This is a genomic window from Streptomyces sp. NBC_00341, assembly GCF_041435055.1.
In the GTDB taxonomy this organism is placed as follows: domain Bacteria; phylum Actinomycetota; class Actinomycetes; order Streptomycetales; family Streptomycetaceae; genus Streptomyces.
The window spans coordinates 8,066,720-8,085,051 of record NZ_CP108002.1; the positions used below are offsets into that span (position 1 = coordinate 8,066,720).

Consider the following 18,332-nt stretch of genomic DNA (forward strand, 5'->3'; position numbering starts at 1 on the left):
ACCGCCGGAGCGGCCCGGATCAGCTGCTGAGGGTGAACTCGGCGCGGATGCGCTTGCCGACGGGTACCCGCTCGGCCGTCAGCCGGTCGCACAGGGCCACCACGATCTCCATGCCGTGACCGCCCAGCCGGCTCGGGTCGGGGGAGTAGAAGACCGGGAGCGCGCTGCTGCTGTCGTACACGGTGACGCTGATCCGCTCGGCCGTACCCTCCAGCTCCAGCAGATAGGGGCCGTGGCTGTAGCGGTCGGCGTTGGTGACCAGCTCGCTCACGGCCAGCATCAGATCGTTGCGCGTGTGGGTGCCGAGCACGGCCATCCACTCGGAGACGAGCCGCGCGAGAAAACGGTCGGCCAGCCCCCGTGCCAGAGAGATGCACCCGGGCTCGCCGTCGAACACCTCGGCGGCGTGCAGTGACTCCGTGGGCGGACGGCTCATCGGGGAGTCGTCCGGCCGGGAGATGGCCTGTTCGTTCATGTGCTCCAGCCAGGGCGCTGCGGGAGAGGCCGTGGGGGCCTCTCGTCTCGCTGCTCGTGTACCCACGCCGGGAGATCCCATTCCCGGCCGGTGTCAGCAGATTTCAGGCACGTCCGGGAAGCCGGACCACGGTCACGAAGAACTCGTCGATCTGGCGGACCGCCGCGATGAACTGATCGAGGTCGACCGGCTTCGTGACATAGGCGTTGGCGTGCAGTTTGTAGCTGCGCAGGATGTCCTCCTCCGCGGAGGACGTCGTCAGCACGACCACGGGGATCAGGGAGAGTTCCGGGTCCTGCTTGATCTGCTCCAGCACCTGCCGCCCGTCGTACTTGGGCAGGTTCAGGTCGAGCAGGATCAGGTCGGGGCGCGGGGCCTCGCCGTGCTCGCCGCGGCGGTAGAGGAAGTCGAGCGCCTCCTGTCCGTCGCGGACCACGTGGAGGGTGTTGCGGATCTTGTTGTCCTCGAACGCCTCACGCGTCATCAGCTCGTCACCGGGATCGTCCTCCACGAGCAGGACCTCGATGGGCTTTGCGGGATGGGTCACGCGGTATCTCCGGGGATCTCGGCGGGCGGGGCGGCCTCGGCCGGGGAACCGTCGTCCTCGGCAGGCAGGCTGAAGTGGATGCGGGTGCCCCGGCGGGGTTCGGGATCAATCCAGATCCGGCCGCCGTGGAACTCGATGATCTTGCGGCAGAGGGCCAGTCCGATCCCCGTGCCGTCGTACTCGTCGCGGGCGTGCAGACGCTGGAAGATCACGAAGACCTTCTCCGCGAACTCGGGGGCGATCCCGATTCCGTTGTCCGTCACGGTGAAGTGCCAGACGTCGTCCTCCCGGACACAGCCGACCGTGATCACGCACGGCTCGTCCGGGCGGCGGAACTTCACCGCGTTCCCGATCAGGTTCTGCCAGATCATGGCGAGGGTCGTGCCGTCGCCGTTCACCTCTGGCAGCGCGTCCTCGCGCACGACCGTGGTCCCGGACTCCTCGATGACCAGCGTCAGATTGGCGAGCGCCCGGTCCAGGGAGCGGTCGAGGTCGACGGCGCTCCAGCTGTCGTGGACCCGGCCCACCCGGGAGAAGGTCAGCAGGTCGTTGATGAGCACCTGCATGCGCTTGGCGCCGTCGACCGCGAAGTCGATGTACTGCTTGCCGCGCGCGTCCAGTTCCGTCCCGTAACGCTTCTCCAGGAGCTGGCAGAAGGACGCGACCTTCCGCAGCGGCTCCTGGAGGTCGTGCGAGGCGACGTACGCGAACTGCTCCAGCTCCGAGTTGGAACGGCGGAGCTCCTCCGTCTGCTGGGCCAGCAGCTCCTCCCGTTCCTTGGCGGCGTCGAGCTCCTCGACCAGCCGGCACCGCATGTCCTCGACGGCGGCCGCCACCGCCCTCACGTCGGACGGGCCGCGCACCTCGATGCGGCGGCGGAAGGAGCCGGACCGTACGTGCCGGGAGGCCTCGGCCAGCGCGTGGAGCGGCCGTCCCACCACCCGGTGCAGCAGCAGGCTGAGGGCGATCACGCACATCACGAAGCAGGCCACGAGCGCGATCAGGGTCCGGTCGCGGGTGACGCGCGCGTCGTTGAGCTGGGCACGGGCGTGGTCACGGGCGGTGTCGAGATGCGACTGCTGTGCGGTGTAGAGCCGCCGCAGCGTGTCGAAAGCGGTCTTGCTCTCGGAGGTCCTGGCGGAAGCGCGGCCCTGCCGGCCGTCGCGGCGGACGGCGGCGATCAGCGGTTCGGCATGCTCTTTGCGCCACTGCGCGGAGGCCGCGGCGATCCGGTCCAGATCGCGGGCGTACGGCTCTGCGCCGCCCATCGCGGAACGGACCCGGGCCAGCCGCTGTTCTTCGTCGCGCTTGCCCGTCGCGTAGGGCTGGAGGAAGGTGGGGTCGCCGCTGAGGGCGTAGCCCCTCACCCCGGTCTCCTGGTCGAGCAGCGCGTTCTGCAGCTGGAAGGAGGCGGAGCGGGCGGGCTGGATACGGTCCACCAGTTCGGTGGTCCGGTCGGATATCCGGGCCAGTACGAGTCCGCCGACGACCAGGCAGCCGCACACGACCATGACGAAGCAGCCCAGGATCAGATGGACCCAGTTCTGGACCGACAGCCGTGCCAGCCGTCCCGGCAGCAGCGGGGTGTCCGCCGGTGAATCACTGGTCATGAGGTGTCCTGTTCCAGGCGAGATGCAGCACGGCCACGTCGTCGGCGAGGCCGCCGTGGGGAGCCGCCGCGTCGGCGGCTCCGTCGACCAGGGCGTCGATGAACGGACGGGCCGGCAGTTCGGCCCGGCTCCGGGCCATCGCGAGCAGTCCGTCCTCGCCCAGCCGGGTGTCGGGGCCGGTGCGCCCCTCGAACAGGCCGTCGCTGAAGAGTACGAGACGGGCGCCGGGCGGCAGCGGCAGGTCGGTGGAGATCCACTGACCGTGACCGGGCAGCAGTCCGAGCGCGATGCCGCCCTCGGGCTCCACCCACTCGATGTCCGTGCCCTGGCGCAGCAGCAGCCCTGGGTGTCCCGCCCGCACGATCCGGACGTGGTCACCGCCGGGCGGGAAGACGAGCGAGGTGACGGTGGCGAAGACATGCGGGTCGGACCGCTCTGCGACCAGGATCTCCTCGAGCAGGGCGATCTGTTCCAACTGGTCGGTGCGGCACAGCACAGCCGTGCGCCAGGCCACCCGCAGGCACACCCCCAGCGCTGCCTCCGCCGCGCCGTGCCCCGACACATCACCGATCACGGCGTGCACCGTTCCGTCGGATGTCTGGACCACGTCGTAGAAGTCACCGCTGAGCAGACCGTGCGCGCGGCCGGGCTCGTAGCGGGCGACCGCCTCGAAACCGTCGTCGTTCAGGAGCGGTACGGGCAGCAGCCCGCGTTCGAGGCGGGCGTTCTCCTGGGCCATCTGCTGGTTGGCGCGCAGGGCCGCCGCCGCCCGTTCGACCTGCTTGCGCTGGAGGGCGTAGCGGATGGCGCGGGACAGTGCCTGCGGGTCGAGCCGCCCCTTGACCAGGTAGTCCTGCGCACCGGTGGCCACCGCGTCCAGTCCGGCCTCGGCCTCGGCCAGCCCGGTCAGCACCACGATCGCGGCGTCCGGAGTCGTCTCCACGATCTGGGTGACGGCGCTCAACCCGTTCACATCGGGAAGGTGCAGGTCCAGCAGGACGCAGACGGGTGTCCGGTGCCCGCGCAGAAAGGTCAGGGCCTCGGTCAGCGTCTTGCACCAGGTGAGCGCGGAGTCCAGCTCACCGTCGGCGAGCATCTCCTCGACGAGCAGGGCGTCGCCCGCGTCGTCCTCCACCAGCAGGATGGCGGCGTTGAGGTCCCACACGGAGGACCGGCCGCCCGGCTGGGTTCCAAACTGTGCCGGGAGAATCGCGCTGACCGGATGCCGCACGTGGGAGTCAGTACGCGTCACAGCCACGCCTCACCCTCTCGTTGTGATCGAGCGGGCCGCCCGCCGTCGCAGGGCAGCATATGTGAATGACGCCCGCCCAAGTGCGGGCGGGCGTCATCGCGCTGCTGTGAGGCGGTACAGGCGTTGCCGTACGGACGCTCTCATGTGTCGGGCGTCACGCCTCGACGGACATCCCGGCACGCAACTGCTTGACGATGCGGGCCAGCAGCCGTGACACATGCATCTGCGAGACGCCGAGTTCGGCACCGATCTGGGACTGCGTCATCTCCTGGCCGAAGCGCATCCGCACGATGCTGCGCTCGCGCTCGTCGAGCTGTTCCAGCAGCGGCGCCAGCGTGTGGAGGTTCTCGACGGTCTCCATCCCGGGGTCGGCCTCACCGATCATCTCGGCGAACGACCGCTGGTCGCTCCCGGAGTCGGTCTCGGCCGAGGGGGAGTCCAGGGAGCCCGCCGAATAGCCGTTGGCCGCGACGAGGCCCTCGATGATCTCTTCCTCGGGCAGGTCGATCAGCTCGGCCAGTTCCTTGACCGTCGGATCGCGGTCGAGCTTCGCCGAGAGCTGCTCCTTCGCCTTCGCCAGGTCGACACGGAGCTCCTGGAGCCGCCGCGGCACGTGCACCGCCCAGGTCGTGTCCCGGAAGAAGCGCTTGATCTCCCCGACGATGTACGGGACCGCGAAGGTGGCGAACTCGACGTCACGGGAGAGGTCGAACCGGTCGATCGCCTTGATCAGCCCGATGGTGCCCACCTGGATGATGTCCTCGGTGTCGTCGCCACCGCGGTTGCGGAACCGTGAGGCGGCGTACCGCACCAGCGAGAGGTTCATCTCGATGAGGGTGTTGCGCGCGTACTGGTACTCGTGGGTGCCCTCTTCGAGGACCTGGAGCCGGTCGAGGAAGAGCTTCGACAGGGCGCGGGCGTCCTTCGGAGCCACCTTCCCGGTGTCCTCGATCCACGGCAGCTCCGAGGTGCCGGGCTCCGAACGGATGCCGGTCTGCTCGGAAAACGTGCGTGTGGCACCAAGGACTGCGCCGGTCTGCTCCGTCGTGGCCGCCATGTTGTCGCCCCTCCTGCTAGCCAAGTGCGTCAGACCTCGTGTGCCCCGCATCGACGAGGTCATGCCGAATGGGTGCGATTTATTTTCGCCGTCGTGGCGGCGACGGACATGAGTGCCCATTTGTCAATTTTTGTCCCAATGTTGGTTGGATCCGGGATGTTGCCGGCCCGCATTCGCGGGCACTGTCTTGTATCCGACGCAGGGAGATGCCATGGCGAACAGCGATTCCACGGGCCCGGCTACGGCCACTGTCACGACCAGGATTCCGGCGAGACTCGACAGGCTCCCCTGGTCGGGATGGCACTGGATGATCGTGATCGGGCTCGGGACGGTCTGGATCCTGGACGGCCTGGAGGTCACGGTCGTCGGCAACATCGCGAGCCGGCTCTCCGAGGACGGCAGCGGTCTGCCCATCAGCGCCGGCCAGGTCACCGGGATCGCCGCGGCGACGTACGTGGCGGGGGCGTGCTCCGGCGCGCTCTTCTTCGGGTGGCTCACCGACCGCTACGGCAGGAAGAAGCTCTTCCTGATCACGCTCGCCGTCTACCTCCTGGCGACGGCACTCACCGCGGTCTCCTTCTCGGTCTGGTGGTTCTTCCTCTTCCGGTTCCTCACCGGCTTCGGGATCGGAGGGGAGTACGCCGCGATCAACTCGGCCATCGACGAACTCATCCCGAGCAAGTACCGGGGGCGTGTCGACCTCATCATCAACGGCAGCTTCTGGCTCGGTGCGGTGGCCGGCTCGCTGCTCTCCGTGCTCGCCCTGAACACGTCCATCTTCCCGAAGGACGTGGGCTGGCGTCTGACCTTCGCCCTGGGCGTCGTCCTCGGACTCGTCATCCTCCTCGTACGCCGCCACGTGCCGGAGAGCCCCCGCTGGATGTTCATCCACGGCCGTGACGAGGAAGCGGAGAAGCTCGTGGCCGAGGTGGAACGTGAGGTGGAGTCGCAGACGGGACGCAAGCTCCCGGAAGCGGAGACAAGCATCACCGTCGAGCAGCGGGGCGGGATCGGCTTCGGGCTGATCGCCAGGACCGTCTTCCGGTCCTACCCGAAACGGGCCGTGCTGGGCTTCTCGCTCTTCATCGGGCAGGCGTTCCTCTACAACGCCGTCACGTTCGGCTTCGGCTCGATCCTCGTCACGTTCTTCGACGTGTCGAGCGGCGCCACCGGCTACTACTTCGCCGTCATCGCCGCCTGCAACTTCCTCGGACCGCTCCTGCTCAGCCGGTTCTTCGACACCGCCGGTCGCAAACCCATGATCGCCGGGACGTACATCCTGTCCGGCGTCCTGCTCCTGGTCACCGCGTGGTTCTTCAACAGCGGGTGGCTCTCGGCCGTCACCATGACCGCGTGCTGGTGCGTCGTGCTGTTCTTCGCGTCCGCCGGTGCCAGCTCCGCCTACCTGACCGTCAGCGAGATCTTCCCGATGGAGACCCGTGCGATGGCGATCGCCTTCTTCTACGCCATCGGCACCGCCGCCGGCGGAATCTCCGGGCCCCTCGTCTTCGCCGACCTCACGGAGAGCGGCGTGGTGGCCGAGACCGCTCTGGCCTTCTGTATCGGGGCCGTCCTCATGATCGCGGCCGGGCTGGTGGCGTGCTTCTTCGCGGTAGCGGCGGAGGGCCGGTCCCTGGAGGACATCGCCGCGCCGCTGAGTACCCGGGAGGACGCGGGCGGAAGCGGGACGCGGCCCTCGGGCGAACCCGGGTGACGCACTCGAATGGAGCAGCCGCCGGAGCATGGCAAACTTGGTGGGGGCGTTCGGCCCGCAGTGCGGCGGCTTCGCGCGGAAGCCCGCGGCCGGACCCTCAGTCCCGTGGATGCGAGTCCTCGTGAGTCCGGCTCGGCGGCGCGCCACGGCCGCCGGGAGAATCCGGCGGCACAAGCAACAGAGGAACGGCAATGACGGTGACAGAGGACGGCCCCGAGCTCGGTACCGAGGAGCTCGTGCCCGGTACTGAGGAGTTCGGTCCCGGTATCGACCCGCAGCGGCTGGCCGTCTGCCTGAGCGTGCTCGACGAGCTCGACGCCATCGAGGTCGACCACCCGGACGCCATCGCGGTGCGCCGCGCCACCGCCGGTGTCTACCGGACCGTGAAGCAGCGTCGCCGCCAGGAGCGCCGGGCCGCCAAGACCGCGCACGACAAGGCCGTCACCGAGGCCACCGCGACCGGTTCGGCGGAGCGCATCGACGACGAGACCCAGGGCGTCCTGCCGTCCTCCTCGGCCGCCGCGGAGATCGCGGGCGTCCTCCAGCGCCCCAGGTCCTGCTACATCTGCAAGACGCGGTACGTCGAGGTCGACGCGTTCTACCACCAGCTCTGCCAGTCGTGCGCCCGGGAGAACCGCGCCCGCCGTGACGCGCGCACCGACCTGACCGGCCGCCGGGCGCTGCTCACCGGCGGCCGCGCCAAGATCGGTATGTACATCGCGCTGCGCCTGCTGCGGGACGGTGCGCACACCACGATCACCACCCGCTTCCCCAACGACGCGATCCGCCGCTTCAAGGCGATGGAGGACAGCGACGAGTGGATCCACCGGCTGAAGATCGTCGGCATCGATCTTCGCGACCCCGCCCAGGTCGTAGCGCTCGCCGAATCCGTCGCCGCCGAGGGTCCGCTGGACATCCTGATCAACAACGCCGCCCAGACGGTGCGCCGCTCACCGCAGGCGTACAGCGAGCTGCTCGGTGCCGAGTCCGCCCCGCTGCCCGCGGGCGAACTCCCGGCCGCCGAGGTGATCGGCACCTTCGGCAGCGGCACCGTCGACCGCGTCGCCGCGCTGCCCGCCGCCCGCAAGGAGGGGCTGAGCGCGCAGGACGTCACCGATCTCGCGCTGGTCACCGGATCCGCCTCGCTCGAACGCATCGCCGCCGGCACCGCCATCGACGCGGGCGGCCTGGTCCCGGACCTGCACCACAGCAACAGCTGGATCCAGACAGTCGACGAGGTCGAGCCGATCGAGCTGCTGGAGGTCCAGCTCTGCAACTCGACCGCGCCGTTCATCCTGATCAGCCGGCTCCGCCCGGCCATGGCCGCGACGGCATCGGCCCACTCCTACGTGGTCAACGTCTCGGCGATGGAGGGGGTGTTCGGCCGCGGCTACAAGGGAGCGGGGCACCCGCACACCAACATGGCCAAGGCCGCGCTGAACATGCTGACCCGTACCAGCGCCCAGGAGATGTTCGAGAAGGACGGCATCCTGATGACCGCCGTCGACACCGGCTGGATCACCGACGAGCGGCCGCACCCCGACAAGATACGGCTGGCGGAGGAGGGCTTCCACGCCCCGCTCGACCTGGTCGACGGCGCCGCTCGGGTCTACGACCCGATCGTGCGCGGTGAGGCGGGCGAGGCGCTGTACGGCTGCTTCCTCAAGGACTACGCCCCGGCGAACTGGTAGCGGTCAGGAACAGCGCCCCGCCACAGAGCCGCGGACCCGGCCCGGGAAGCCTCCCGGGCCGGGTCTTTTCCGTGCTCGGTGGCTGAAAGTGACCCAGGGCACACGTTCCATCGAGCGTAGCGGCGCTCATTTGGTTACTCTGAGAGGAACGGACGCCACCGAGGGATCCACGAAGATTCCCCGGCCGTCCTGGGACAGGCCTGTCAACCAGGCCGCCGTCCCGCCCCGTACCCGGCGCCACCGCGACCGAAGCAGATCCTTCCCCCGCCCCGGCGGGCGGTCGACGTGCCGGTATTGGAGCCGGAGCGTCGGCGACGCTTGGGGTTACGCGACACAAAGGAGTGCGCGGTGACGACACCGGAACTGACGAAGTACGAGAAGCGACCGGCCGAACGGTCCGGAGAGCGGGCCCGCAGGCCCGAGAAGCTCCGGAACATCGAGGTCTGGGCCAGGTCCGCACCGATCCGGCTGGCCGGCTACGAGGACGACCTCGCCGAGCCGCACATCCTGCCCGGCATCGACTGAGCGTCGCACCACCGAGCTCCGGCCCGCGCCCCGTCTCCGGGGTGCGGGCCGGAGCTCGGTCGTGTGGCGGCCGGTCCCGTTCAGAAGGCCGCGCGGGCCACTGCGGCCCCGGCGAACGAGAGACCGACCCCCGCGCCCACGGTGAGCAGCAGATAGCCCGCCGCCAGGGCGAGCCGGCGGGCGGAGTTCAGGGTCAGCAGTTCGTAGGAGAACGTCGACCAGGTCGACAGAGCCCCGCAGAACCCGGTGGCGAGCAGCAGATCGAGCCGGGCGCCCAGCTCCCCGCCGGCCACCGCCTCGGCGACGAAGCCGAGGAACAGGGCGGCGCCGGCGTTGGCGGCGAAGGTGCCCCACGGGAAGACGCTGTGCAGGCGGAACTTCGCGTCGACCCCGAGGTAGTAGCGCAGCGGTGCGCCCACGAGTCCGCCGGCGATGACGAGCAGCCAGTCGGTCATGACGCGCCGTTCTCGGTGACGTAGGAACGCCCGAAGGCGAAGTGGGTGGCGAACGCGCCCGCCGTCACGGCGGTCAGTGCGGCCACCACGGTCAGCACCAGGCAGCCGACCGCGTACCCGGGCTGATGGTTCTCGAACAGCTGCCGGACGTTGTCCGTGTAGTGCGAGAACGAGGTGAACCCGCCGAGCACGCCGGTGCCGAGCAGCGGACTGATCAGCCGGGGCGCGCCGGGGAAGCGCAGCTTCAGGGTGACCATCAGAACACCCATCAGGAAACAGCCCACCGTGTTGACCAGCAGAATCGTCCAGGGGAAGGCCGAGGCGCCGGTGGGCCAGAGGCGTTCGGCGCCGTACCGGGCGACGGCTCCGGCGGCGCCGCCGACCGCGACGGCGGCCACCACCGACAGCTGCACCCCCGGGTGATGGTCGGGGTGGCTGTGCAGGTGCAGCCTCATCCTGGGTGACATTCCGCGAATCTATGGAGCGGTGGGGGCCGTCCGGGGCGTAGCGCGCCAGCCCCGGCCGAGCCCGTACCCGGGTGGGTCAACCGGAGGCCCCGCAGCGCGATTATCCGATCACTCTGTGTCTTGATGGCATACGTAGGGATGCGCTCCCGGCCTGTCGGCCGGAGGGCCTCCTCGCTGTCGAGTCGCTGGAGTCAGCCTTGCCCCTCGCCGAGCCGAAAATCGTCCGGCGGCTGGAGAGCCGTCAGCCGTCCGCGTACGTACTTGCCTCCCTGCGCGGGTTCGGGCAGGTCGATCTCCAGGCCGGGCTCCTGACCGGTGTGGCGATCCTCGTAGCGCTGTGGGTGTCCGGCTGGCAGAACGGCCTCTTCGCCACGCTCGGCACCCTGATCGCCACCGCGACCGCCTACGCCCTCGCCGTCGACCGGTCGGGGATCGCGCTCGGACTCCAGGGGTACGCGGGCTGCCTCACGGGCATCGCCCTCGTCTCCTCGCTGGGCAACCATCTCGCCACCTATGTGCTGACCGTCTTCGGCGCCGTCATGTGCACCGTCCTGATGGCCGCCCTGGGCACCCTCCTCGCGCCCTACGGGCTCACCCCGCTCACCGCGCCCTTCTGTCTGGTCTCCGGAGTGATGGTGGTGGGCGCCCCCTCGTTCGCGCGGGTCTGGCACGGCGACCCGGCCTCCGTGGCCAGCACCACCACCGGCGAGACCGGGTGGACCTGGACCGCCCTGTGGCACGCGTTCTTCAACAACATCTCGCAGGTCTTCCTGATCGACAGCTGGTACGTCGGGCTGATCATGCTCGTCGGCCTCGCCCTGGCCGGCCTGCGCGTCGTGCTCTACGCGGCGGCCGGCAGCGTGGCCGGCATCGTCGCCGCGTGGGTGCTCGGCGCCCCGACGGCCCTGATCGCCAACGGCATCTACGGATACAACGCGGTGCTCGTGGCGATCGCCCTCGGCGCGGTGTTCCTGGCGAACACGGTCTGGAACGGTGCGTACGCGCTCTTCGGCGCGGCCGTCAGCACCGGGCTCACCGCGTCGCTGACGTCCATTTTCAAGACCTTCGGCGGCCACACCTTCACCTGGCCGTTCATTCTCACGACCTGGGCGCTGATGGCCGCCGTGCCGCTGCTGCCCCGGCTCCGCCGGAGCGGTTGACCGTCCCGGCTCCCGGGCCCCCGCGCCCTCAGCCCGTACAACCCGAGGAAGGTACTGACGATGAACCTCGCCCCTCGCGAGATCGACAAGCTGCTGGTGTACGTGGTGGCCGACCTGGCCCGCAAACGCCAGGGACGCGGCCTCAAGCTCAACTACAGCGAGTCGGTCGCGCTGATCACCGAGGCGATCCTCGAAGCCGCGCGCGACGGCAGGAGCGTCGCGGACTGCATGGAGCTGGGCCGCCATGTCGTGGGCGAGCCGGACACCATGCCCGGTGTCCGGGAGATGCTCGGCCTGCTCCAGGTCGAGGCGTCCTTCGTGGACGGCACGAAGCTGGTGTCCTGCCACGACCCGATCGGGGGCTGACCCCGGTGGCCGAGCGCTGCGCCGTCATCGCCGTGTGCGGCCACGAAGCCGGTTACGGGCGTGCGCTGGAGGGACTCGTGGACCCCGGGGTGAGCGTCGTGCCGAGCGGGCGTGAGCTGTTCCGGAGCATTTCCGCGCACCGGCGCCGGGGTGCGGAGACCGCGGTCGTCCCGATGACGCTCGGCCGGGACCCCGAACTCGTCGCGGACACCGCCCGGACCCTGCGCGCCGTGGCCGGCGGTGACCGTGCGGCGACCGTGCTCACCGAGCCGTTCGGCACCGCGCAGCACCTCGTCGGCTGGCTGCGCGCGGCGGCGGGACGGGTCGCGGAGGACTCCGCCCTGCTGGTCACGGCCCCGTCCGGCGACCCGTTCGAGGACGCGGAGCTGTACCGGATCGCCGCCCTCGTACGCCGCTACGGGCGGCACGCCCTGGTCGAGGTGGCGTTCACCGGCGGGGACCCGGACCCGGCCGAGGGCGTCCGGCGCTGCCGGCTGCTCGGCGCGGAGCGCGTGACGCTGCTTCCGGCCGGGTTCGCGCCGCCAGAGGTGCCCGAGCCGACCGGCCCGGCCGGGCCGGTGGTGGACCGCACCGGCCCTCTCGTCCCGGCGTCCGCGCTGCGACGGGTACTGGCCGAGCGGGTGGCCGACGCCCGGCGGCGCCTGCGCGAACACGGCGACGACGGCGTCGCGGCCGGGCTTACGGCGGCAGCGAACCACGGCCACTCCCACACCCACCCACCGGGCGGGGGACACGACCACGACCACGGCCATGGTCACCACCATCACGGCCCCGGCCATCCGCACCCGCATCAGCACCCGTCCGCCGATGGAGCGGGCCAAGTCATCAGGAGCATCGCATGACGTTCCGTCAGAAGTACCTCTACGGCAAGGACCCCATCGAGATCAACGCGGGCCGCCGCACGCTGAAGGTCACTGTGAGCAACACGGGTGACCGCGCGGTGCAGATCGGCTCTCACTACCACTTCTTCGAGGTCAACTCGGCGCTGTCGTTCGACCGCGAGGAGACGCTCGGCATGCACCTCAACATCCCCGCCGGCACCTCCGTGCGCTTCGAGCCCGGCGGCTCGCGCGAGGTCGAGCTGTGCGCGTACGGAGGGACGGGCCGCCTGATCGGTTTCAGCGGGTTGCTCAACGGCAGCCTCGCCTCCCACCCCGCCCGGGTCGAAGCCGTCCGCAAGGCCATCGAGCAGGGCTTCCAGGGCGCCCAGAGCACCGCCGCCCAGAGCACCGGAGCCGGCAAGCCCGCCTCGAAATCCGCTGCCAGGCCCGCAGCCAAGCCCGCCAGGCCCGCCGCCAAGCCGGCCAGGCCCGCAGCCAAGCCCGCCAAGCCCGCCGCCAAGCCCGCCAAGCCCGCCGCCAAGCCCGCCAAGGCCGCCAAGGAAAAGAAGAAGGGTTCGCGCTGATGCCCATCCTGCCCCGCAAGCAGTACACCGACATGTTCGGCCCGACGGTCGGAGACCGCTTCCACCTGGCCGACACCAACCTCGTCGTCGAGGTCGAGAAGGACTACAGCGAGGGCCAGTACGGCGACGAGGTCCTCTACGGCGGCGGCAAGACCATGCGGGACGGCATGGCCTCCGACCCGCAGATCACCGCCGCCCAGGGCGCACTCGACACCGTCATCACCAACGTCGTGGTCATCGACCCGATGGTCGGCGTGGTCAAGTGCGACATCGGCATCAAGGACGGCTTCATCGTCGGCATCGGCAAGTCCGGCAATCCGCAGACCCAGAACAACGTCGATCCGAACCTGGTTATCGGCGCGGGCACCGAGGCCATCGCGGGGGAGCACCTCATTGCCACCGCGGGCGCCATCGACACCCACGTCCACCTGATCGCCCCGCAACAGGCCGAACAGGCGCTCACCAACGGCATCACCACCCTCATCGGCGGCGGCACCGGACCGACGGACGGCACCAACGGCACCACCTGCACCCCCGGCCCGTTCAACATCGCCAGGTTCCTCCAGGCCGCCGAGGGCTTCCCGGTCAACCTCGGCATCATGGGCAAGGGCAACGGCAGCCTGCCGGAAGCCCTCAACGAGCAGATCGTGGCGGGCGCCTGCGGCCTCAAGGTGCACGAGGACTGGGGCGCCACCCCGGCCGTCATCGACAACGCCCTGAACGTCGCGGACGCGCACGACGTCCAGGTCTCCATCCACACCGACAGCCTGAACGAGAGCGGCTTCTTCGAGGACACCCGCTCCGCGATCGACGGCCGGGCCATCCACACCTTCCACAGCGAGGGCGCGGGCGGCGGCCACGCCCCCGACATCATGCGGGTCGCCGGCGAGCCGAACATCCTGCCGTCCTCCACCAACCCGACCCTGCCCTACACCAAGAACTCGGTGGACGAGCTCCTGGACATGGTCATGGTCTGCCACCACCTCAGCCACGACATTCCCGAGGACGTGTCCTTCGCGGACAGCCGGGTGAGGGCCGAGACCATCGCCGCCGAGTCGGTGCTGCACGACCTCGGCGTGATCAGCATGTTCTCCTCCGACTCCCAGGCCATGGGCCGGGTCGGGGAGTCCGTCACCCGGGCCTTCCAGACCGCGCACCACTGCAAGGACAAGCTCGGCAGGATGGAGGGCGACTCGGCGCGCAACGACAACCAGCGGGTGCTGCGCTACCTCGCCAAGGTCACCATCAACCCGGCCATCGCCTCAGGCATCGCCGAGCACGTCGGATCGATCGAGAAGGGCAAGATCGCCGACATCGTGCTGTGGCCCATCCACTCCTTCGCGGCCAAGCCGAAGATGGTGATCAAGGGCGGCATCGTCTCCTGGGCCCAGATGGGCGACCCCAACGCCTCACTGCCCACCCCGCAACCAGTCATCTACCGGCCGATGTTCGGCCAGTACGGCAAGGCGCTGCAGGCCACCCACGTCACCTTCATGTCCCAGGCGGGCATCGCCGCCGGTGTCCCCGCCGAACTCGGCCTGGAACGCAAGGTCCTGCCGGTCCGGCGCACCCGCACGATCGGCAAGCACAACATGGTCCGCAACGACGCCCTGCCGGACATCCAGGTCGACCCGGAGACGTTCAAGGTCACGCTCAACGGCAAGGTCGCCACCATCGACCCGGCCGAGACGCTGCCCCTCAACCACCTCTACTTCCTGGTCTAGGGCCGATGTACCGCAACGAGGGCGACAGCGCGGGCGAACCCCCGCCCGCCGTGATCGCGGGCGCCACCGGGCTCGGGCCGCTGCTGGTCGGCCTCCAGCTGACCGACTCCGCGTTCCCCAGCGGCTTCTACACGCTGTCGCACAGCCTGGAGGGCTTCGCCCAGGCCGGAGCCGTCGACGCCGCCACCGTGCCGCACCTGCTGCACGACCTGCTGCTGCACGGCGTCGGCCCCGCCGACGCCACGGCACTCGCCCTCGCCCACCGCGCGACGGCGGCGGGCGACCCGGCGGCCGTGGTCCGGATCGACGAGCACCTCTTCGCGACCAAGCTCGGACGCGAGATGCGCCAGGCCGCCACCCGGACCGGACGGCAGCTGCTGGACCTCGGCCAGGAGGTCTTCGACCGCCCGGAGATCAGCGACTACTTCGGCCGCGTGGTGCGCCGGGAGACCCCCGGCACCCAGGCGGTGGCCGCCGGTGTCATCTACGCGGCGACCGGGGTCCCGGTCCGGCAGGCCGTCGCCTGCGACCTGTTCGCCTTCTGCGTCAGCTTCGCGGGCGCGGCCCTGCGCCTCAGGCTGACCGACCACCGCTCGGCGCAGACGCTCCTGCGGGGCGCCGCGCCCGTCATCGAGGAGGCCGTCGAGGCGGCGCTGCGACGCGGACTCGACGACGTAGGGGCCACCGTCTTCGCCTCGGACATCATGTCGGGCCGTCATGAGCGCGCCGAGGCACGCCTCTTCGCCAGCTGAAACCCCACCCCGTCACACACCAGGGAGCACCATGGACGACAACGTACTGCGGGTCGGCATCGGCGGACCGGTCGGATCCGGCAAGACGGCGCTCATCGAGGCGCTGGTGCCGATGCTGATCGAGCGCGGCCACCGCCCCGCCGTCATCACCAACGACATCTACACCCAGGAGGACGCGCAGCACGTCCGTCGCACCCTGGCCGGTGTGCTGGAACCGGAACGGGTCGTCGGCGTCGAGACGGGCGCCTGCCCGCACACCGCCGTACGGGACGACCCCACGATGAACCTGGCGGCGGGCGCCGAGATGCTGGAGCGCTTCCCGGACACCGACACGCTGCTCTACGAGTCCGGCGGCGACAACCTCACGCTGACCTTCAGCCCGGCCCTCGTGGACCTCTTCCTCTTCGTGCTGGACACCGCGGAGGGCGAGAAGATGCCCCGTAAGCGCGGCCCCGGCATCACCGAGTGCGATCTGCTCGTCATCAACAAGATCGACATCGCCCAGTACGTGCGCACGGACATCAACGTCATGGAGTCCGACGCCCACCGGGTCCGGGACAACCGCCCCGTCGTCCTCACCGACTGCCTGACCGGCGTCGGCATCGACGACATCGCGGTCTACCTCGAATCGCGCCGCAAGGTGCTGATCTGAGATGACGCTCGCCCCGCACCGGCCACCGGCCGACCGGCTGGCCGAGGAGTACTACGCCGCGGTCCGGATCCCGCCGGACGTGGCGGCCCTGGCCTCCGTGCCCGACACGCTCGCGCCCGGGTCCCCGGCCAAGGTCGGCATCCTCGACCTGGCCTTCGCCGTGCGGGGCGGACGCACCGAACTCGTCGAGCGCTACCAGAAGACACCGCTGCAGATCATGCGGCCGCTGTGGATCGACCCCGCGCTGCCCGGTATGAGCTACGTCTACCTGATGGCGACCGGCGGCGGCTACGCCCAGGCCGACCGCTACCGGATGGACTTCCGCTGCGGCCCGGACACCCAGGTGCATCTGACCACCCAGGCCGCCACCAAGGTCTTCCGGATGGAGCACGACTACGCGAGCCAGCGGGTGCACCTGACGGCGGAGGCCGGGAGCTACGTCGAGTACCTGCCGGACCCGCTGATCCCGTTCAAGGACGCGCGCTTCTACCAGCGCACCGAGGTCACGGTGGCGAGCGGCGCCACCGTCGTCGTGGGCGACACCCTCACCGCCGGACGGCTCGCCCGAGGCGAACGCCACGCCTACCGGGTGCTCGCCACCGACCTGCGGATCAGCCGCCCCGACGGCACCCTGCTCGCCCTCGACACCCTGCGGCTCACCCCGGGCGGCGAGGGCGAAAGCGTCCTGGGTCCCGGGGTGTTCGCCGGCCACGACCATGTCGCCTCGCTCTTCGTGGTGACCGGCCGCGCCCCCGCCGCCGAAGTGGCCGACGCCCTGCACGGGGCGCTGGCACCGCTCGGCGTCCTGTACGGGGTGAGCGTCCTGCCCCGGGAGTGCGGCGCCTGGGTGCGGCTGCTGGACGACAGTCCGATCCGGGTCGCCGCGGCGCATCAGGCCGCCTGGCAGTCCGTGCGCCGGCTGCTCACCGGCCATCCGGCCCCCGACCTGCGCAAGCCGTAGCGCCCGCCCAGGCCCTGCCCGCCCCCACGACACCCACGAGGTACCCGCCGATGAACACCGCTCCCGCACCGATGCCACCCGCGTACGACTCCGGTGACACCGCCTGGCTGCTCGCCTCCACCGCCATGGTGCTGCTGATGACGCCCGGTCTCGCGTTCTTCTACGGCGGCATGGTGCGCACCAAGCACGTGCTGATGATGATCAAGATGAGCTTCGCCGCGCTCGCGTTCGGCACCCTCGTCTGGTGGGTCATCGGGTACACCCTCGCCTTCGGCCCCGATGTGGGCGGTGCCGGAGTCATCGGCAACCTCGACCACGTGTTCATGCACGACATCGATCTGACCACGCTGACCGGATCGATCCCCACCTACGTCTACAGCACCTTCCAGATGGGCTTCGCCATCATCACGGTGGCCCTGATCAGCGGTTCGATCGCGGACCGCGCCACGATGCGGGGCTGGCTGGTCTTCGTCGTGCTGTGGCTGCTCATCGTCTACATCCCCATCGCGCACTGGGTGTTCGACAAGGACGGCTGGATCGTCAGGCACCTCGGCGCCCTCGACTTCGCCGGCGGTCTCCCGGTGGAGCTCAACTCCGGTGTGGCGGGCCTGGCCGTCGCGCTCGTCCTGCGGGCCCCGCGCGACTTCGCCCGCCGCGAGGAGCGCCCCAACAACATTCCGCTTGTGGTCATCGGTGTCGGGCTGCTCTGGTTCGGCTGGTTCGGCTTCAACTCCGGCTCCGCGCTGAGTGACCAGGGCACCGCGGCGGCGGCCTTCATCAACACCCAGCTCGGCGCCGCGGGAGCGATGGTCACCTGGCCGCTGGTGGAGAAGTGGCGCACCGGCCGGGTCACCACGATGGGCGTCGTCTCGTCCGCCGTCGCGGGCATGGTCGCCATCACCCCGGCCTGCGGTGAGATCAACACGCTGGGCGCGGTCATCACCGGCCTCGTGGTCGGCGCGGTCTGCGCGTTCGCGATCACCCTGAAGTTCCGTTTCAACGTGGACGACACGCTCGACGTGGTGGGTGTGCACGGGGTCGGCGGTCTGATCGGCCTGATCATGGTCGGCCTGTTCGCCACCGCGCGCATCAGCGGCAAGAAGGGGCTCTTCTACGGGGGCGGCTGGGGACTCCTGGGCAAGCAGCTCGTCGCGATCGTCGCCGTGATCGCCTTCTCCTTCATCCTGACCTGGCTCATCGCCAAGGCCGTGGACCTGACCGTCGGTTTCCGCGCCAAGGAGGAGTACGACCGGGTTCCCGGCGAGGAGCAGGAGCGGGCGTACGACTTCCAGACCGCGGAGCGCCTCGGCGCACTGGTCTCCAGTAAGCCGGTGACCAGCGACGACGAACTCGTCAAGCAGATCAGGACCCTGCTGCGGGCCCGCGAGCAGGAGAAGTAGCCGGCGGGAGGCGGGGCGGACACCGATGGCCCGGACCGCCCCGATTCCTCCCCCGAGTCATCCGATGGATGTGGGAGAGAAGTTTCGTTCTGTCTGGA

The 18,332-nt window shown here is 70.1% G+C and carries 19 protein-coding genes; 12 read left to right on the forward strand and 7 right to left on the reverse strand.

From position 1 onward, the window contains the following. Positions 1 to 19: 19 nt before the first annotated feature. The 5 genes from OG892_RS36010 to OG892_RS36030 form a co-directional block, all read right to left on the reverse strand. Positions 20 to 475 (reverse strand): ATP-binding protein, encoded by a 456-nt coding sequence (locus OG892_RS36010; RefSeq protein ID WP_073734589.1) that lies wholly within the window; start codon positions 473 to 475, stop codon positions 20 to 22. 103 nt (positions 476 to 578) lie between these two features. Then, the gene (locus tag OG892_RS36015) at positions 579 to 1,022 is read right to left on the reverse strand and encodes a response regulator (RefSeq protein WP_073734590.1); all 444 of its coding nucleotides are present in this window, start codon (positions 1,020 to 1,022) and stop codon (positions 579 to 581) included. After that, positions 1,019 to 2,632, reverse strand: coding sequence for a CHASE3 domain-containing protein (locus tag OG892_RS36020; RefSeq protein ID WP_371631280.1), 1,614 nt, complete (start codon positions 2,630 to 2,632; stop codon positions 1,019 to 1,021). Before OG892_RS36020 ends, OG892_RS36015 begins: the two co-directional genes overlap by 4 nt. Next, the gene (locus OG892_RS36025) at positions 2,622 to 3,842 is read right to left on the reverse strand and encodes a PP2C family protein-serine/threonine phosphatase (RefSeq protein ID WP_371631750.1); all 1,221 of its coding nucleotides are present in this window, start codon (positions 3,840 to 3,842) and stop codon (positions 2,622 to 2,624) included. The genes OG892_RS36020 and OG892_RS36025 overlap by 11 nt, the downstream gene beginning before the upstream one ends. A 196-nt stretch (positions 3,843 to 4,038) precedes the next feature. After that, entirely contained in the window at positions 4,039 to 4,941 is a 903-nt protein-coding gene (locus tag OG892_RS36030; protein WP_328864491.1) for an RNA polymerase sigma factor SigF, read from the reverse strand. Positions 4,942 to 5,152: 211 nt separating this feature from the next. Here OG892_RS36030 and OG892_RS36035 point away from each other — a divergent pair, with 211 nt between their 5' ends. The 3 genes from OG892_RS36035 to OG892_RS36045 all read left to right on the forward strand — a co-directional run bounded on the left by OG892_RS36035 (position 5,153) and on the right by OG892_RS36045 (position 8,871). Beyond that, positions 5,153 to 6,655: an MFS transporter gene (locus tag OG892_RS36035; protein WP_371631281.1), complete on the forward strand. Its 1,503-nt coding sequence runs from the start codon at positions 5,153 to 5,155 to the stop codon at positions 6,653 to 6,655. Between the two features lie 191 nt (positions 6,656 to 6,846). Further along, complete coding sequence (locus tag OG892_RS36040; protein ID WP_371631282.1) at positions 6,847 to 8,346, forward strand: SDR family NAD(P)-dependent oxidoreductase; 1,500 nt, start codon at positions 6,847 to 6,849, stop codon at positions 8,344 to 8,346. Between the two features lie 348 nt (positions 8,347 to 8,694). Next, positions 8,695 to 8,871, forward strand: a complete 177-nt coding sequence (locus tag OG892_RS36045) for a hypothetical protein (protein ID WP_199884350.1) — start codon at positions 8,695 to 8,697, stop codon at positions 8,869 to 8,871. Positions 8,872 to 8,951: 80 nt separating this feature from the next. On the opposite strand, the gene OG892_RS36050 is transcribed toward OG892_RS36045, so the two are convergent. Beyond that, entirely contained in the window at positions 8,952 to 9,326 is a 375-nt protein-coding gene (locus OG892_RS36050) for a CrcB family protein (RefSeq protein ID WP_073734596.1), read from the reverse strand. Further along, positions 9,323 to 9,793, reverse strand: coding sequence for a CrcB family protein (locus OG892_RS36055; protein ID WP_371631283.1), 471 nt, complete (start codon positions 9,791 to 9,793; stop codon positions 9,323 to 9,325). The genes OG892_RS36050 and OG892_RS36055 overlap by 4 nt, the downstream gene beginning before the upstream one ends. Before the next feature lie 197 nt (positions 9,794 to 9,990). Between OG892_RS36055 and OG892_RS36060 the strand changes: the two genes are divergently transcribed. Genes OG892_RS36060 through OG892_RS36100 form a run of 9 tightly spaced genes read left to right on the forward strand, consistent with a single transcriptional unit; the run spans position 9,991 to position 18,234 of the window. Further along, positions 9,991 to 10,953: an urea transporter gene (locus tag OG892_RS36060; protein ID WP_328864486.1), complete on the forward strand. Its 963-nt coding sequence runs from the start codon at positions 9,991 to 9,993 to the stop codon at positions 10,951 to 10,953. 60 nt (positions 10,954 to 11,013) lie between these two features. Continuing rightward, entirely contained in the window at positions 11,014 to 11,319 is a 306-nt protein-coding gene (locus OG892_RS36065; RefSeq protein ID WP_073734599.1) for an urease subunit gamma, read from the forward strand. Positions 11,320 to 11,324: 5 nt separating this feature from the next. Further along, the gene (locus OG892_RS36070; protein WP_371631284.1) at positions 11,325 to 12,182 is read left to right on the forward strand and encodes a sirohydrochlorin chelatase; all 858 of its coding nucleotides are present in this window, start codon (positions 11,325 to 11,327) and stop codon (positions 12,180 to 12,182) included. Continuing rightward, entirely contained in the window at positions 12,179 to 12,745 is a 567-nt protein-coding gene (locus OG892_RS36075) for an urease subunit beta (RefSeq protein WP_371631285.1), read from the forward strand. The genes OG892_RS36070 and OG892_RS36075 overlap by 4 nt, the downstream gene beginning before the upstream one ends. Continuing rightward, entirely contained in the window at positions 12,745 to 14,469 is a 1,725-nt protein-coding gene (ureC, locus tag OG892_RS36080; RefSeq protein ID WP_073734602.1) for an urease subunit alpha, read from the forward strand. Before OG892_RS36075 ends, ureC begins: the two co-directional genes overlap by 1 nt. Positions 14,470 to 14,474: 5 nt before the next feature. Then, positions 14,475 to 15,221: an urease accessory UreF family protein gene (locus OG892_RS36085; RefSeq protein WP_327340234.1), complete on the forward strand. Its 747-nt coding sequence runs from the start codon at positions 14,475 to 14,477 to the stop codon at positions 15,219 to 15,221. A 31-nt stretch (positions 15,222 to 15,252) separates the two neighbouring features. Beyond that, positions 15,253 to 15,873: an urease accessory protein UreG gene (gene ureG / locus OG892_RS36090; RefSeq protein WP_073734604.1), complete on the forward strand. Its 621-nt coding sequence runs from the start codon at positions 15,253 to 15,255 to the stop codon at positions 15,871 to 15,873. A gap of 1 nt (position 15,874) precedes the next feature. Continuing rightward, positions 15,875 to 16,834, forward strand: coding sequence for an urease accessory protein UreD (locus OG892_RS36095; RefSeq protein ID WP_371631286.1), 960 nt, complete (start codon positions 15,875 to 15,877; stop codon positions 16,832 to 16,834). 50 nt (positions 16,835 to 16,884) lie between these two features. Further along, positions 16,885 to 18,234 carry an ammonium transporter gene (locus OG892_RS36100; RefSeq protein ID WP_371631287.1) on the forward strand — a complete coding sequence of 450 codons (1,350 nt, stop codon included), beginning with the start codon at positions 16,885 to 16,887 and terminating at the stop codon, positions 18,232 to 18,234. Positions 18,235 to 18,332 lie beyond the last annotated feature (98 nt).

Coding starts and splice junctions, on each gene's coding strand:
- OG892_RS36010 (WP_073734589.1), bottom strand. CDS start 475: ATGAACGAACAGGCCATCTCCCGGCCGGACGACTCCCCGATGAGCCGT.
- OG892_RS36020 (WP_371631280.1), bottom strand. CDS start 2,632: ATGACCAGTGATTCACCGGCGGACACCCCGCTGCTGCCGGGACGGCTG.
- OG892_RS36030 (WP_328864491.1), bottom strand. CDS start 4,941: ATGGCGGCCACGACGGAGCAGACCGGCGCAGTCCTTGGTGCCACACGC.
- OG892_RS36035 (WP_371631281.1), top strand. CDS start 5,153: ATGGCGAACAGCGATTCCACGGGCCCGGCTACGGCCACTGTCACGACC.
- OG892_RS36040 (WP_371631282.1), top strand. CDS start 6,847: ATGACGGTGACAGAGGACGGCCCCGAGCTCGGTACCGAGGAGCTCGTG.
- OG892_RS36050 (WP_073734596.1), bottom strand. CDS start 9,326: ATGACCGACTGGCTGCTCGTCATCGCCGGCGGACTCGTGGGCGCACCG.
- OG892_RS36055 (WP_371631283.1), bottom strand. CDS start 9,793: ATGTCACCCAGGATGAGGCTGCACCTGCACAGCCACCCCGACCATCAC.
- OG892_RS36065 (WP_073734599.1), top strand. CDS start 11,014: ATGAACCTCGCCCCTCGCGAGATCGACAAGCTGCTGGTGTACGTGGTG.
- OG892_RS36075 (WP_371631285.1), top strand. CDS start 12,179: ATGACGTTCCGTCAGAAGTACCTCTACGGCAAGGACCCCATCGAGATC.
- ureC (WP_073734602.1), top strand. CDS start 12,745: ATGCCCATCCTGCCCCGCAAGCAGTACACCGACATGTTCGGCCCGACG.
- OG892_RS36085 (WP_327340234.1), top strand. CDS start 14,475: ATGTACCGCAACGAGGGCGACAGCGCGGGCGAACCCCCGCCCGCCGTG.
- ureG (WP_073734604.1), top strand. CDS start 15,253: ATGGACGACAACGTACTGCGGGTCGGCATCGGCGGACCGGTCGGATCC.
- OG892_RS36095 (WP_371631286.1), top strand. CDS start 15,875: ATGACGCTCGCCCCGCACCGGCCACCGGCCGACCGGCTGGCCGAGGAG.
- OG892_RS36100 (WP_371631287.1), top strand. CDS start 16,885: ATGAACACCGCTCCCGCACCGATGCCACCCGCGTACGACTCCGGTGAC.